Consider the following 14,489-nt stretch of genomic DNA (forward strand, 5'->3'; position numbering starts at 1 on the left):
TGACCATTAAAGAGCCATTGCTGAAAAAGAGCTGTATGCTTCTTACTTAAGCGTAATCACGACACGGCGATTCGGTTCATCGCCTTTACTGAATGTTTTAACCTTAGCGTGGTTCTGTAATTGCGAGTGAATGATCTTCCGCTCGTGCGGGGACATCGGCTCCAGTACAACTTCCTTACGTGTACGGATAACATGTCCCGCCAACCGATCGGATAAATCCTCAAGCGTCTTCCGGCGACGCTCGCGAAAATCTTCCGCATCAAGCACAATGCGAAGATGGCTGTTGGCATAACGGTTGGCCACAATGTTGACCAGGTATTGCAAAGCGTCAAGCGTTTGGCCTCGACGTCCGATCAGCATGCCAAGATCGCCGCTTCCCGATAACGCGAGAGTTAAACCGTCTTTCGAATCGTTACGAGCAATCGTAATGTCAAGCCCCATCGTTCTTGCCACTTCGGTGATGAATCGTTCCGTTTCAAGGAGCGGATCTTTGGCTGCTGCAGCAGTAACCGATGGCGTCTTTGCCTGCTCGACCACCAGAGGTACAAGCACGAGCTCCACTTTCGCAGCTCGCGCGCCGATCAAGCCGAATAAACCTTTGGACGGTTTCTCCAGAACAGTTACATTAACGCGATCCGCTGACACTTGCAATTCCGTTAAACCATTTTGTACAGCATCTTCGATCGTTTTGCCCGATGCTACGATTTTCTTCATTTCGCAGGTACACTCTCCTTGCCCTTAGGTGAGTTGCGTACATATAGGAAATAGTTTTGCACAATGGTGTAGATATTGCTGAATACCCAGTAAAGCGGCAATGCAGCCGGGAATGACAACGCCATAACGAAGATCAAAACCGGGAAGATCATCATAATCCCTTGCATCGCTGGCATTGTTTTCTGCTGCGAAGACATCATCTTAGATTGAATGAACGTTGTAATAGCAGCCAGGATAGGCAGCACGTACGTATGATCCTTCTCTCCAAGCTCCAGCCACAGGAATGTATGCTCACGAATGTTTTCATTCATATAAATCGCATTGTAAAGCGCAATGAAAATCGGCATTTGCACGAGCAGCGGCAGACAGCCGGCTAGCGGGTTAACTTTGTGCTGTTGGAACAGCTTCATCGTTTCTTCCTGCTGCTTTTGCGGATTGTCTTTATGCTTCTCTTTCAATTTCGCAAGCTCCGGCTGCAATGCCTGCATCGCCTTTGAACTGCGGTATTGTTTAATCGTAAGCGGGAGAATCAAAGTTCTGACGATGATAACCATTAGCAAGATCGCAATGCCATACTCGCCGCCGAACCATTTGGCAAAATTCTCGAGCACTAATGAGAAATAATAGACTACGTTTCTCTGCCAGAAATTGCCGTGTTCCAGGTCAGTCATTGATACCGTGTGAGTAGCTGAAGAACAGCCGCTCAGAAAAAGCATGACCGCAATTAATGCAATTGCCGTCAGCCATGTTCGTTTCGAAATACGGGACAACATGTAAATCTCCTCTCTGCATACCGATAGCGTAAGGTCCGGATAAAGAAGGACCAGTTGCATTTTCATATTCACGTAAACTATATCACATTTTATGGCACAAAGAAACAAGCCTCCTGCTCACGTAAAAGCGATTACACGCCTTAACGCGAAGTCTTCAGAAGCCCTGCTCGTTTCAATACATGAAGCATGCTTTTTTCGAGTTCCTTGAGCTCCAGACCAACTGCCGGTTTCCTCACAATGACGATCAGATCCAGCTGCCCGGTTATACGGTCCTTCTGCCCTCGGACAATTTCCTTCACAAGACGCCGCATTCGATTGCGAACGACGGCATTCCCGATCTTCTTGCTCGCCGAAACACCAAGACGTAATGGATCCGCCTGCAGCTGGCGCGACCAATAGACGACAAATTGGCTGTTTGCGAATGATTTGCCGTTTCGATAAATCCGGCTGAAATCTTCGCGGTTACGCAATCGCAATTTTCTTTGCACGGGTACACCTTCACCGGACCTTTATTTATATATCAGTAAGAACAAGATTCTCTATCCCACACAATTCTCCTAAGATTATCATGCGACCGACCGTCTCTTCCTCATTAAGGAAGCGCACAATACGTTTCTTCTACCTCTTTCTTGCCGTAAAAAAGAAAAAAAGACCACGTAATGTGGTCTTAAGGTTTACGCGCTCAATACTTTTCTTCCACGTTGACGGCGGGCGCTAAGCACTTTACGTCCGTTTGCGGAAGCCATGCGTTTACGGAAACCATGAACTTTCTTGCGTTTGCTAACGTTCGGTCTGAATGTCGGTCTCATTATCAATGCACCTCCTATACCTTACTCAAATCACCTTGCATATTTACTATTTCTATCGTCTGGCGCGATTAGCGATCATCAGTTTTTTCTAAGCGTGAACAGCTGCGCAGCCGAGATAGTCAAACCACGAGCGTCCATCGGTGAAAAAACGCCTTTTTCAATTAAACCATGCAGGTGGCCAAAAGTCAACCAGAAACAGCTGTGGGAAGAGTCTCCAAAGCCAGGCTGTGGATAAAAGTATATTAAAAGTATAAACAGGGCCTTTAGGTTGATAATTTAATAACATGTGGATGAATTTATCGGAGTTTCCCGCATTATGTCGAATTGGTAACAAGATATAAACAATATCTAGTGTTGTCGATAACTCTTATACACAACCTATAGAATTTGTGGATAAAATCAGCGGAATCGTTGAATATCAAGGGTTATTTTGCTATGATGATTATGTTTTCTGTGTGGATGACTCCAACTCCCCCTCAACATTATCAACACCCTGTGGATAACAATGTGAACAACATTCATCCCCTTTTGATAATTTTTATGCACCCATCCTTAATAATGTGGATGAAATGGATCAGAAAGCCCGATGTTTCGACATCAACAGCATGACCGCGCCGTTTTCGGTGAATTGGATAAGGAGTGACAATCTGTGGATAGCCATACGCACGAAATGTGGCAACAGGTGCTGTCGATCATTCAAACGAAGCTCAGCAAGCCAAGTTTCGACACTTGGTTTAAAGCGACTAAAGCTTCGTTTAGTGGTGATTCTACTGTCATTGTGACAGCGCCGACGACTTTTGCAGCCGAATGGCTCGAAAGCCGGTATACAAAGCTTGTGCGGACCACACTGCAGGAATATATGGGGCGCCAGTATGACATTAAATTTGTCATTGAAGAGAATAAGCCGCCTGAGCCAGCAGAAATCCAACCAATCATAATGCCAACCGTGCATGTCGGGCCGGAAGAGCCCTACACGCATATGCTTAATCCCAAATATATGTTCGACACGTTCGTCATCGGCGCCAATAACCGGTTTGCACATGCCGCTTCTTTAGCTGTGGCCGAAGCACCGGCGAAGGCATACAATCCGCTGTTTCTATACGGCGGCGTTGGACTAGGCAAGACGCATTTAATGCATGCAATCGGGCATTATATTTTGGAACATAACCCGAATACACGAGTTCTGTATTTATCCTCCGAGAAATTTACGAATGAGTTCATCAATGCCATTCGGGACAACAGGGGCGAGAGCTTCCGCAACAAATACCGAAACATTGACGTGCTGCTCATTGACGATATACAGTTCCTGGCCGGCAAAGAACAAACGCAAGAAGAGTTTTTCCATACCTTTAATGCGCTGCATGAGGAACGGAAACAAATCGTCATTTCGAGTGACCGACCGCCGAAAGAAATTCCAACCTTAGAGGAACGGCTTCGTTCCCGGTTCGAATGGGGCTTAATAACGGATATTCAGCCGCCGGACTTAGAGACGCGGATCGCGATTCTGCGGAAGAAAGCGAAGGCCGAGAACTTGGACATCCCGAACGAAGCCATGGTCTACATCGCCAGCCAAATCGATACGAACATTCGCGAACTGGAAGGCGCATTAATACGCGTCGTAGCCTATTCATCGCTCATTAATGAAGACATCTCGTCGCATTTGGCAGCCGAAGCACTTAAAGATATTATTCCATCAAGCCGGCCAAAAATGATCACGATGCAGGATATCCAGCAAAAAGTTGGGGAGTTATACGGACTCAAGCTGGAGGAATTTAAAGCGCGTAAACGTACGAAGGCAGTTGCGTTCCCAAGACAGATCGCGATGTATCTGTCTAGGGAGTTAACGGACTACTCGCTTCCTAAGATCGGGGAGGCATTCGGCGGACGCGACCATACAACCGTCATCCATGCGCACGAGAAAATTACGCAGCAGCTGAAAGTGGATTCGGAGCTCTACAAAATCGTCCAAACGTTAACGGATAAAATTAAAAACCATACGTAAATACGAAGACTGTGGATATAGCCCAAAAAGTTATACACGTCTTCAACATTTCATCAGCAAGCCTATGCACACGCTATACACATGTGGATAGGCTTGCTTTATCCGTGTTTGAACCACTTATCCACATATTCAGGGCCCCTACTACGACTTCTACTAATATTTATTAATAAACATCATCAAATATAGGTGACAACGCAGCCTCCTCATTCGCCGCCTTGATCCCTGCAATATAGGAGTGACATTCATGAAATTAACCATTCGAAAAGATCAATTGAACGACGCGATTCAACAAGTTTCCAAAGCAACTTCCAGCAGACCGGCAATTCCCATTCTCGGTGGTATCAAAATCGACGTTACACACCAAGGTGTAACACTTACCGCCAGCGATACCGATATTTCGATTCAAAGCTTTATTCCCGTTGAGAACGGTGAATTTGTCATTGCTAAAGTACAGAAACCGGGCAGTGTTGTATTGCCGGCTAAGTTCTTTGTAGAAATCGTGAAGAAACTTCCGTCGGATGAACTCGAAATTGAAGTGAAAGAACATCACCAAACGATGATTCGCTCTGGTTCAACGGATATCCAAATGGTTGGCCTGGATCCCGAAGAATTCCCGATTCTTCCGACAATCGAACAAAGTGAGAACATCTCAGTTCCCGGTGATCTGCTGAAATCGATGATCCGCCAAACCGTTTTCGCAGCTTCTACGAGCGAACAAACGCCGATTTTGACCGGAGCGCTCTGGAATTTACAAGAAGGTCAACTAAAATTCGTGGCTACAGACCGCCATCGTCTGGCTAGCCGCACAGCTGCTGTCGAAACACCTGAGAACTACCGTTTTTCCAATGTTGTTATTTCAGGAAAAACACTGAATGAGTTATCCAAGCTCGTTCCGGATGATCATACACATGTGGATATCGTTGTGGCGGATAACCAAGTGCTCTTCAAAGTGGGTAACGTATTGTTCTACTCGCGAATTTTGGACGGGACTTACCCGGACACTTCTAAAATTATTCCGCAGCAGTTCAAAACAGAACTCGTGCTTCACACAAAAAAATTGACGGATGCGATCGATCGCGCTTATTTGATGTCACGTGAAGAGAAAACGAACATTGTTCGCCTTATTTCGGATGAAGACGGCACCATTGAAATTTCCTCGAGCTCCACGGAACTCGGTCGCGTAACGGAGAAGCTCGATGCCAAAGAAATGAACGGTGAGCAGCTTCGCATCGCCTTTAACTCCAAATATATGCTTGATGCATTGAAAGTTATCGATAGCGAGTATTTGTTTATCGGATTTAACGGTGCGATGAGCCCGATCATCATTAAGCCGACTGATCACCCGCACAGCCTGCATCTCATCTTGCCATACCGGACGACAGGCTAAAGAAGGAGAATAAAACGATGAAAGAAATAGGGATTTCGACAGAATATATTGCACTTGGACAGTTCCTGAAGCTGTCGGACTGTATTGATTCAGGCGGTGCAGCCAAATTCTTCTTGCAGGAGAACGAGGTACTGATTAACGGGGAGCCGGACGACCGCCGCGGCCGCAAATTGTACACCGGCGATAAGATTGATGTGAAAGGCTTCGGCAGCTTTACGATTGTGAAACGGTAATGCAGCAAGCCAAACAGCTTGTCAGCAGTGACCGGGGGGCATCCAAGTGCGATTAACATCTATACAATTGCAGCATTATCGCAATTACGAGCATATTGAGCTTGCGACTGACAGTCAGGTCAACTTGTTTGTCGGACGCAATGCACAAGGTAAAACCAATCTGCTGGAAGCGATTTTCGTGCTGGCTTTGACGAAGTCTCACCGTACGAGCAAGGACAAAGAGCTAATCGGCTGGCAATCTACTGAAGCGCGGATCCGGGGTGTAGTGGAGAAACGATATGGTCCGCTCACGCTGGATCTCTCTTTGTCTACTCAGGGGAAGAAAGCGAAGATAAACGGTCTGGAGCAGCGCAAGCTTAGCGAGTTTGTCGGATCGCTTAATGTCGTCATGTTCGCTCCCGAGGATCTGGAAATCGTAAAAGGCACGCCGGGCATCCGAAGACGGTTTCTGGATATGGAAATCGGCCAGGTTCAGCCCGGTTATTTGCATGCACTGGGTCAATACAGCAAAGTGCTTGTGCAGCGCAATAATTACTTGAAAACAGCATCGCCCGGCAACGCCAATCAGGCCATGATGGATGTCTGGAATATGCAGCTTGCAGAGTATGGTGTTAAAATTGTGAAAAAAAGGCAAAACTTCATAGAGAAGCTTCAGAAATGGGCGCAGCAGATTCATGCGGGCATAACAGCCGGCACTGAGGAGCTGACAATTGTATATCGCCCCTCGTTTGAAAGTGACGGGGCAGAAGATGAATCTATATTATTTGAGCAATTTATGATAAAGTTAACACAAGTAAAGGATCAGGAGCTTCGTCGTGGTATGACGCTCGTTGGTCCTCATCGTGATGACATGGCCTTTTTTATAAATGGCAAAGAAGCCTCTGTTTATGGGTCACAGGGCCAGCAGCGAACGACAGCCTTATCGCTGAAATTAGCTGAGATTGAACTTATCCATGAAGAAATAGGCGAGTACCCTTTGCTGCTGCTCGATGATGTTTTATCCGAGCTGGACCAGCACCGGCAAACGCAGCTTATAGAAACTTTTCAAAGTAAAGTGCAGACCTTTATTACGACGACCGGGCTTGAAAGCGTTAATATCAGCAAGCTCCATGATTCCCGTGTGTACCAGGTGAAGGACGGTCATGTCGAACAGTAAGCCTTAAGGCGTTGCCTATGAGAGGTGGAGGCTATGTACATTCATTTGGGCGGAGAAAAAATTATTCGTGCTACGGAACTCGTAGCTATATTTGATATCTCAATCGAGCAGTCCTCCAAGCTGTCCAAGCAATTCGTCGCACAGGCTCGGAAGCGCAAAGACGTTGAAGTTATAGGAGAAGAAGAAGCGAAATCCATCGTAGTGACAGAGCACAAGATCTACTATTCGCCGATTTCATCCTCAACGCTGAAGAAACGATCGCACCATTTTGCGACCAACTAAGGGTCGTACAACGGGAATTGATTTGCAGCATTAGATGCGGCAAGTAGTTGAGAGGAGCAGTGAAATTGAGCATGTCGTCGAATCAGAACACGTATGATGAAAGTCAGATTCAAGTACTTGAAGGTTTAGAGGCGGTACGTAAACGCCCCGGTATGTATATTGGCTCCACCAGCAGCAAAGGGCTTCACCATCTGGTATGGGAAGTCGTTGACAATAGTATTGACGAAGCACTGGCTGGCTACTGCACACGCATTGAAGTCACCATTCATGAAGATAACAGTATCACTGTCGTCGATAACGGCCGCGGCATCCCGGTCGGAGAGAACGTGAAACTGAAGAAGTCTACGCTCGAAGTGGTTATGACGGTTCTTCATGCCGGCGGTAAGTTTGGCGGCGAAGGCTACAAGGTGTCCGGCGGTTTGCATGGCGTCGGTATTTCCGTCGTGAATGCGTTATCTGAGCATGTAGAGGTTACCGTTAAGCGGGAAGGTCATATCCACAGACAAGAGTACCGTCGCGGCGCACCGCAATACGATCTCAAAGTGATCGGTGATACCGAAGAAACGGGAACAACGACTCGTTTCAAACCGGATCCGGAGATTTTCACGGAGACGTTGGTTTATGAGTATGAGATCCTTCAATCTCGTATTCGCGAGCTGGCGTTCTTGAACAAAGGGATTGAAATTGCGCTGCTTGATGAGCGGACAGGCGCAACCAACACCTTCAAGTACGATGGCGGAATCAACGAATTCGTTAAGTATTTGAACCGTAAACGCGAGGTATTACACGAACAGCCGATTTACGTTGAGGGCATGAAGGACAACATCCAGGTGGAAGTAGCCTTGCAGTATAACGACAGCTATACAGAGAATATCTACTCGTTCGCTAACAACATCAATACGCATGAGGGCGGTACGCATGAGTCCGGCTTCAAGAGCGCACTGACACGTATTATTAACGAGTATTCCCGCAAAATGAATGCAATCAAAGAAAGCGACTCCAACCTGTCCGGTGACGATGTTCGTGAAGGCTTGACGGCGATTATTTCCGTTAAGATTCCGGAGCCTCAGTTTGAAGGTCAAACGAAAACAAAGCTTGGCAACAGTGAAGTGCGGGGGATTGTTGAATCCTTCTTCGCGGAGAAGTTCCAGGAGTTCTTGAATGAGAATCCGGCTGTTTCGAAGAAAATCATCGAGAAGGGCCTTCAAGCAGCACGTGCGCGTGAAGCAGCCCGTAAAGCCCGTGAGTTAACTCGTCGCAAGAGCGCACTGGAAGTCAGCGCACTACCGGGTAAATTGGCGGATTGCTCCTCGAAAGATGCTTCGATCAGTGAAATCTATATCGTAGAAGGTGACTCCGCGGGTGGATCGGCTAAACAAGGCCGTGATCGTCATTACCAGGCGATTTTGCCGCTACGGGGTAAAATTTTGAACGTTGAGCGCGCGCGTCTGGACCGTATTTTATCCAACACGGAAATTCGTGCAATCATCACTGCGCTTGGTACGAGCATTGCCGATGATTTCGATATCGCCAAGGCTCGTTATCACAAAGTTATCATCATGACCGATGCTGACGTCGACGGCGCACATATTCGTACGCTGCTGCTGACCTTCTTCTTCCGCTACATGCGCAAAATTATCGAAGCCGGCTTTATCTACATCGCACAGCCGCCGCTCTTTAAGATCGAACGCAATAAAGTCATTCGTTATGCGCAAAGCGAGAAAGAACGTGATGCCATCATCAGCGAATTCGGTGAAGGCGTTAAAGTGAATGTACAGCGTTATAAAGGTCTCGGAGAAATGAACGCATCGCAGCTGTGGGAGACAACAATGGATCCGGAGAGCCGTACGATGCTTCAAGTTACAATCGAGGATGCCATTGAGGCTGATAATATTTTCGAAACCCTTATGGGGGATAACGTCGAACCACGACGTGAATTCATTCAAGAATTTGCGAAGTACGTGAAGAACCTCGATGTATAGAGCGTGAACAAATAACAAGCCGTCCGGCGATTCGGGCGGCTTGTGTTATTTCTTCTTGCGGTTATTTGCTGCATGGTAGCGATAAATGCGACGAAAGATGTCTTTATCCGGCAGCTTTCGGAAGATATAAGGGTCAGGCATTGTGTTGACCTCAAGGATCCATGGTCTGAAGGATTGATCAATGGCCAGATCCAGACCTATTTCCTTAATCCCCTTATACGTAGTCTGCATTTGATGAGCGGTGGCTACACCTAGTTCCGCTAACCATTCTTGATAGCTGGCAATTTGCGCAATAGAAAGATGGGCACGCATCAGCTTCTCAAAAGGCATTGCAGTGCCGCCGTTATGACAGTTGGTTACGATTTTAGTGGGATCACTGACTCTGCCGATGACACCGGTCGTTATCCATTGCTGCTTCAGGTTACGCTGAACCATGACGCGGACATCGAATCTTCTTTTGTTATAGGTAAGTAAATGTATGCCCTGCTGGATCAAATATTTCCGTCCCTTAATGACTTGCCCCAGGGAACGTGCCATCTTTTCAAACGAAGCAAAGCTTTGCAGTTTAGTTCCAAGCTGATAAGTGTACGTATGATCGGCTGTTTTCTCCACTCGAATGACGCCGTTGCCGAATGTGCCGTGATCGGGTTTTACATATACCATTTCAAACTCATTGAGCATCTGCTCAAGGTCGGACGTGCTCCACACTTGTGTGACCGGAATACGTTGACGTAATTCGTCCGAATGCAGCAGTACGTTTGTTTTCTCCAATTTGCTTCTCACGCGTTGAATGGCCAACAAGGTCCCGCCTTCCAGAGGGGTAATAGGTAGTGTATGAAAGCCCCAGCCTGCAGGAGACAGAGGTTGAAAACGATGTTATAATAGGGATAATGCCTATTTTTGCTTCTGTGCAAGAAGCCTTAATAAATGCACTTGGAATGAAACATGCTTCTTCGCCCACAAGGACGGCTACAGCCGTTTCACCTCGCTTGTTAGATTATGGCGGAGAACGGTCCATGGAGTGGGCGAATACCTACGTTTTGCGAAAGTTTGTTGCAGGGCGGATGCCTGAAACAACTTTATTGACGGTAAACGTTTAAGGTTGGCCGGATTGAGAAAAAACTATAATGGATTCTAGTATTCTGTTATACGAATTATCCCTGCTTTCGTAATGCGGACAACCCTGTAATCGTATTCGAAGGCTCATGTTATAAGCAACCTAGGAGGTCAACGATGGCGGAAGAGAACAATCTGCAAGTAAGGGATCGCGATATCGGTACTGAGATGCGCGAATCGTTTATGGATTATGCAATGAGTATCATCGTTAGCCGCGCACTTCCGGATGTACGAGACGGACTGAAACCGGTTCACCGTCGGATTCTCTTTGCCATGTCCGAGCTAGGCATGTCTCCGGACAAGCCATACAAGAAGTCGGCCAGAATCGTCGGCGAAGTTATCGGTAAGTACCATCCGCATGGTGACTCTGCCGTTTACGAGACCATGGTCCGGATGGCGCAAGATTTCTCGCTGCGTTATATGCTCATAGACGGTCATGGTAACTTCGGTTCCATTGACGGTGATATGGCGGCAGCAATGCGTTATACAGAAGCACGTTTATCCAAGATTGCGATGGAGATGCTTCGCGATATCAATAAAGAAACGGTCGATTACATTCCAAACTATGACGGCGAAGAGCATGAACCGAAAGTACTTCCTGCCCGTTTCCCGAATCTCTTGGTAAATGGTTTGACAGGAATTGCAGTAGGTATGGCTACCAACATTCCGCCGCATAACTTGACTGAAGTTATCAATGGGGTACAAGCGCTTATTCAGAACCCTGATATCACTCCGATCGAGCTGATGGATTATATCAAGGGGCCGGACTTCCCAACTGCCGGGTTCGTAATGGGACGCGAAGGGATGCGTCAAGCTTATACAACAGGCCGCGGATCCGTCACAATGCGTGCTCGTGCAACAATTGAGGAGAATGGCGGTAAAGCTCGGATTATCGTGCATGAGCTGCCTTACCAAGTTGTTAAAGCAAGACTTGTTGAGAAGATTGCAGAGCTTGTTCGCGAGAAGAAGATCGAAGGTATCACCGATCTTCGTGATGAGTCCGACCGTAACGGTATGCGTGTTGTCATTGAACTTCGCCGCGATGTGACACCAACAGTTGTACTAAACAATTTATACAAACAAACGCAGATGCAGATGAATTTCGGCTTCAATATGCTTGCACTAGTTAAAGGTGAGCCGCGTACACTCAACCTGCGTGATATTTTGTATTACTACTTAGAGCACCAAATTGAAGTCATTCGCCGTCGTACGGAGTTTGACCTGAAGAAAGCACAAGCACGTGCGCACATTCTGGAAGGCTTGCGTATTGCGCTTGATAATCTTGATGAAGTCATCAAGTTGATTCGCGCGTCGCAAACAACAGAAGAAGCTAGAGAAGGTTTGATCTCACGCTTTAGCCTAAGCCTCGATCAAGCACAAGCCATACTCGACATGCGTTTGCAGCGTCTGACAGGACTCGAGCGCGACAAAATCGAAGCCGAGTATGCGGAACTGCTTCGTAAAATCGCGGAATTCGAAGCGATCCTTGCTGATGAGCAGCTTGTTCTGCAAATCATCAACGATGAGCTTGAAGAAGTGAAAGAGAAGTTCGGTGATGAGCGTCGTACTGAACTGATGGCGAGCGAAGAGGAGATCCTGGATGAAGATCTGATTCCACGCGAGGACGTCATCATTTCGATTACGCACTCCGGCTATGTGAAGCGTCTGCCGGTTACCACTTACCGCAGCCAGAAGCGTGGCGGCAAAGGTGTTATCGGAATGGATACGAAGGATACCGACTTCGTCGAGCATCTGTTTGTATCGAATACGCATCACTTCCTCCTCTTCTTTACGAATAAAGGGAAAGTGTACCGCCTGAAGGCTTACGAGATTCCGGATCTCAGCCGTACGGCACGTGGGACTCCGATCATTAACTTGATTCAAATCGAGCAAGGAGAAACCGTTAATGCGGTTATCCCGGTTGAATCGTTCGAGCCGGATCGTTTCTTGTTCTTTGCAACGAAACAGGGCATCGTGAAGAAAACGCCTCTTGATGACTACTCGAACATCCGTAAAGTTGGACTTATCGCGATTAATCTGCGCGATGACGATGATCTGATCGGCGTGAAGCTGACGGACGGCACGAAAGAAATCATTATGGGCACGAGCCAAGGGATGTCCATCCGATTCCCAGAGACAGATGTTCGTCCAATGGGACGTTCGGCGACAGGGGTTAAAGGGATTAGCTCCGATGACGATGATCAGGTAATCGGCATGGATGTCGTAGAGCCGGAGAATGAAATATTGATCGTTACATCCAACGGTTACGGTAAACGTACACCGGTTAGTGAGTACCGGAGCCAGAGCCGTGGCGGTAAAGGAATCAAGACGCTCAACGTAACGGAGAGAAACGGATCGATTGTCAGCTTGAAAGTCGTACAAAACGATGAGGATCTGATGATCATGACCTCTGGAGGCACGCTCATTCGTATGAGCATGGCCGGCATCTCTACAATGGGTCGTAATACGCAAGGGGTTCGACTCATCAACATTCGTGAGGATGACGCTGTTGCGACGGTTACGCGTGTGGCGCGCAATGACGAGTCTGACAATACGGATGAAGAGCTAGAGGGCGAGGAGACAGAAGGAACGTCCTCCACTGAAGAACAGTCATAAAAGAGAAGATAATCGCAGGCATCGTGGAGGAGAGCTATGGGGACAGTAGCGATTTCGCAAGTAAAGCTTGGGGACAAAATTGCACAAGACGTTCTCACCCCGCTTGGCAGTGTGCTTTTGCATAAAGGTAAAGTGGTAACTCCACGTGAGTATGATATCTTGCATGCCTTCCTTGTACCCACTGTATGTATCGACACGCCTGGGGAGAAGAAGGAAGCAGAGGAAGCGGCACAAGAGAAATATTTAGAATCAGTCAAAGAAAATTCGAGCAAATCGGGATTGATGGAGCAGTATGACCTAACGGTTGTGCTGCTCAAGAAAGTGTTCAATCAGATGATGAGCGGAATGGCACTGCCGATTCTTGATTTGCGTAATCAGCTGGAAGCACTGCTTGCGCATAGTCATGATTATAAGATGATGACTTTCTCTCCGCAGAATGTCCCGAATGAGGATTATCTGTTTCACAAAAGCGTCATGTCGGCATTAAGCTGCTACATGCTTGCTCAGTGGAATAACCTCCCTAAGAAGGATTGGATGCAATCGGCGTTCGCCGGGCTGCTTCATGATATCGGCAACGCCAAGGTAGACCGTAACATCCTCAATAAACCTACGAAGCTGACGGCTGAGGAAGTGGAGGATATGAAACGACATACTGTTCTTGGTTATCAGCTGCTCAAGAACGCTGCAGCAATCAATGAAGGTGTGAAGCTGGCAGCACTTCAGCATCATGAACGATATGACGGAAGCGGTTATCCTCTTGGTATCGGGTCGGAGAAAATTCATCCTTATGCTAAGTTTGTAGCGATCTCGGATATCTTCAATGCCATGACGATGAAACGCGCCTACCGTAAAGCGACTTCGCCTTACTTAGTGCTCGAGCAGCTGCTGCAGGACTCATTCGGTAAGCTGGACCCAGCCTACGTAAGGATCTTTATCGATAAGGCTACTCAGTTTAATAATGGAACAGTCGTACGACTGAATGACGATCGTATCGGTGAGATTGTTTTCTCAGACCGGAATCATCCAACAAGGCCGTGGGTATCTGTATCCGGAACGATCGTGAATCTCATTACCGAACGACAGCTCTATATAGAAGAAGTAATGACGAGAAACAATAAATAAAATGATTTCGAAATAATGGTTGACCTAATTTGTTGAACTGTGTTATATTACTTCTTGCCGCTTTTGAGGCCGAGGAATATAACACAGTTTTTTATTTGAAAGAATAAAAAAAGCTTGCAATTAGGTAAGCGAATGTGATATATTAATCAAGTCGCCGCTGAGACATGGGCGCACAAAACACGAAGTATTTGTTCTTTGAAAACTGAACAATGAGCGACCAGTCAAATGGTCATAAATCGCGAAACTAACGTTTCGCAAAGCTAGTTTTTTGAATGAGCTACCAAGCGAATTCTTAAA

Annotated in this window: 13 protein-coding genes; 8 read left to right on the forward strand and 5 right to left on the reverse strand. The window is 46.9% G+C overall.

Annotated features, from left to right (window positions below; translation table 11 throughout):
• Window positions 1-42: 42 nt before the first annotated feature.
• From jag to rpmH, 4 genes are all read right to left on the reverse strand, one after another.
• Entirely contained in the window at window positions 43-714 is a 672-nt protein-coding gene (gene jag / locus AC0YN4_RS25865) for an RNA-binding cell elongation regulator Jag/EloR (RefSeq protein WP_475837143.1), read from the reverse strand.
• On the reverse strand, window positions 711-1,487 hold the full coding sequence (locus AC0YN4_RS25870) for a YidC/Oxa1 family membrane protein insertase (protein ID WP_090980636.1): 777 nt from the start codon (window positions 1,485-1,487) through the stop codon (window positions 711-713). The genes jag and AC0YN4_RS25870 overlap by 4 nt, the downstream gene beginning before the upstream one ends.
• 140 nt (window positions 1,488-1,627) lie before the next feature.
• Complete coding sequence (rnpA, locus tag AC0YN4_RS25875; RefSeq protein ID WP_091224661.1) at window positions 1,628-1,975, reverse strand: ribonuclease P protein component; 348 nt, start codon at window positions 1,973-1,975, stop codon at window positions 1,628-1,630.
• Between the two features lie 186 nt (window positions 1,976-2,161).
• Window positions 2,162-2,296 (reverse strand): 50S ribosomal protein L34, encoded by a 135-nt coding sequence (gene rpmH / locus AC0YN4_RS25880; protein WP_090574515.1) that lies wholly within the window; start codon window positions 2,294-2,296, stop codon window positions 2,162-2,164.
• Between the two features lie 649 nt (window positions 2,297-2,945).
• Between rpmH and dnaA the strand changes: the two genes are divergently transcribed.
• From dnaA to gyrB, 6 genes are all read left to right on the forward strand, one after another.
• Window positions 2,946-4,298, forward strand: coding sequence for a chromosomal replication initiator protein DnaA (gene dnaA, locus AC0YN4_RS25885; RefSeq protein ID WP_475783309.1), 1,353 nt, complete (start codon window positions 2,946-2,948; stop codon window positions 4,296-4,298).
• 244 nt (window positions 4,299-4,542) lie between these two features.
• Window positions 4,543-5,685, forward strand: a complete 1,143-nt coding sequence (gene dnaN / locus AC0YN4_RS25890) for a DNA polymerase III subunit beta (protein WP_475783310.1) — start codon at window positions 4,543-4,545, stop codon at window positions 5,683-5,685.
• A gap of 17 nt (window positions 5,686-5,702) precedes the next feature.
• A complete protein-coding gene (gene yaaA, locus AC0YN4_RS25895) occupies window positions 5,703-5,918 on the forward strand; it encodes a S4 domain-containing protein YaaA (protein WP_090980644.1) in 216 nt (71 codons plus the stop codon).
• Between the two features lie 46 nt (window positions 5,919-5,964).
• Complete coding sequence (gene recF, locus AC0YN4_RS25900) at window positions 5,965-7,074, forward strand: DNA replication/repair protein RecF (protein ID WP_475783311.1); 1,110 nt, start codon at window positions 5,965-5,967, stop codon at window positions 7,072-7,074.
• 33 nt (window positions 7,075-7,107) lie between these two features.
• Window positions 7,108-7,356, forward strand: a complete 249-nt coding sequence (gene remB, locus AC0YN4_RS25905; protein WP_090980648.1) for an extracellular matrix regulator RemB — start codon at window positions 7,108-7,110, stop codon at window positions 7,354-7,356.
• A gap of 71 nt (window positions 7,357-7,427) precedes the next feature.
• On the forward strand, window positions 7,428-9,338 hold the full coding sequence (gene gyrB, locus AC0YN4_RS25910) for a DNA topoisomerase (ATP-hydrolyzing) subunit B (protein ID WP_475783312.1): 1,911 nt from the start codon (window positions 7,428-7,430) through the stop codon (window positions 9,336-9,338).
• A 45-nt stretch (window positions 9,339-9,383) separates the two neighbouring features.
• Here the strand turns inward: gyrB and AC0YN4_RS25915 are convergent, their stop codons facing one another.
• Window positions 9,384-10,136 carry a YheC/YheD family protein gene (locus tag AC0YN4_RS25915; RefSeq protein ID WP_475837144.1) on the reverse strand — a complete coding sequence of 251 codons (753 nt, stop codon included), beginning with the start codon at window positions 10,134-10,136 and terminating at the stop codon, window positions 9,384-9,386.
• A 435-nt stretch (window positions 10,137-10,571) separates the two neighbouring features.
• Here AC0YN4_RS25915 and gyrA point away from each other — a divergent pair, with 435 nt between their 5' ends.
• Together gyrA and AC0YN4_RS25925 are read left to right on the forward strand one after the other, a co-directional pair.
• The gene (gene gyrA / locus AC0YN4_RS25920; protein WP_475783314.1) at window positions 10,572-13,070 is read left to right on the forward strand and encodes a DNA gyrase subunit A; all 2,499 of its coding nucleotides are present in this window, start codon (window positions 10,572-10,574) and stop codon (window positions 13,068-13,070) included.
• 36 nt (window positions 13,071-13,106) lie between these two features.
• Window positions 13,107-14,192 carry an HD-GYP domain-containing protein gene (locus AC0YN4_RS25925; RefSeq protein WP_475837145.1) on the forward strand — a complete coding sequence of 362 codons (1,086 nt, stop codon included), beginning with the start codon at window positions 13,107-13,109 and terminating at the stop codon, window positions 14,190-14,192.
• Window positions 14,193-14,489 lie beyond the last annotated feature (297 nt).

Source organism: Paenibacillus sp. J22R3, from assembly GCF_056269305.1.

Bases quoted from the DNA above. Each gene is read 5' to 3' on its own strand.
- rpmH (WP_090574515.1), bottom strand. From the start codon at position 2,296: ATGAGACCGACATTCAGACCGAACGTTAGCAAACGCAAGAAAGTTCAT.
- jag (WP_475837143.1), bottom strand. From the start codon at position 714: ATGAAGAAAATCGTAGCATCGGGCAAAACGATCGAAGATGCTGTACAA.
- AC0YN4_RS25870 (WP_090980636.1), bottom strand. From the start codon at position 1,487: ATGTTGTCCCGTATTTCGAAACGAACATGGCTGACGGCAATTGCATTA.
- gyrA (WP_475783314.1), top strand. From the start codon at position 10,572: ATGGCGGAAGAGAACAATCTGCAAGTAAGGGATCGCGATATCGGTACT.
- AC0YN4_RS25925 (WP_475837145.1), top strand. From the start codon at position 13,107: ATGGGGACAGTAGCGATTTCGCAAGTAAAGCTTGGGGACAAAATTGCA.
- remB (WP_090980648.1), top strand. From the start codon at position 7,108: ATGTACATTCATTTGGGCGGAGAAAAAATTATTCGTGCTACGGAACTC.
- yaaA (WP_090980644.1), top strand. From the start codon at position 5,703: ATGAAAGAAATAGGGATTTCGACAGAATATATTGCACTTGGACAGTTC.
- dnaN (WP_475783310.1), top strand. From the start codon at position 4,543: ATGAAATTAACCATTCGAAAAGATCAATTGAACGACGCGATTCAACAA.
- gyrB (WP_475783312.1), top strand. From the start codon at position 7,428: ATGTCGTCGAATCAGAACACGTATGATGAAAGTCAGATTCAAGTACTT.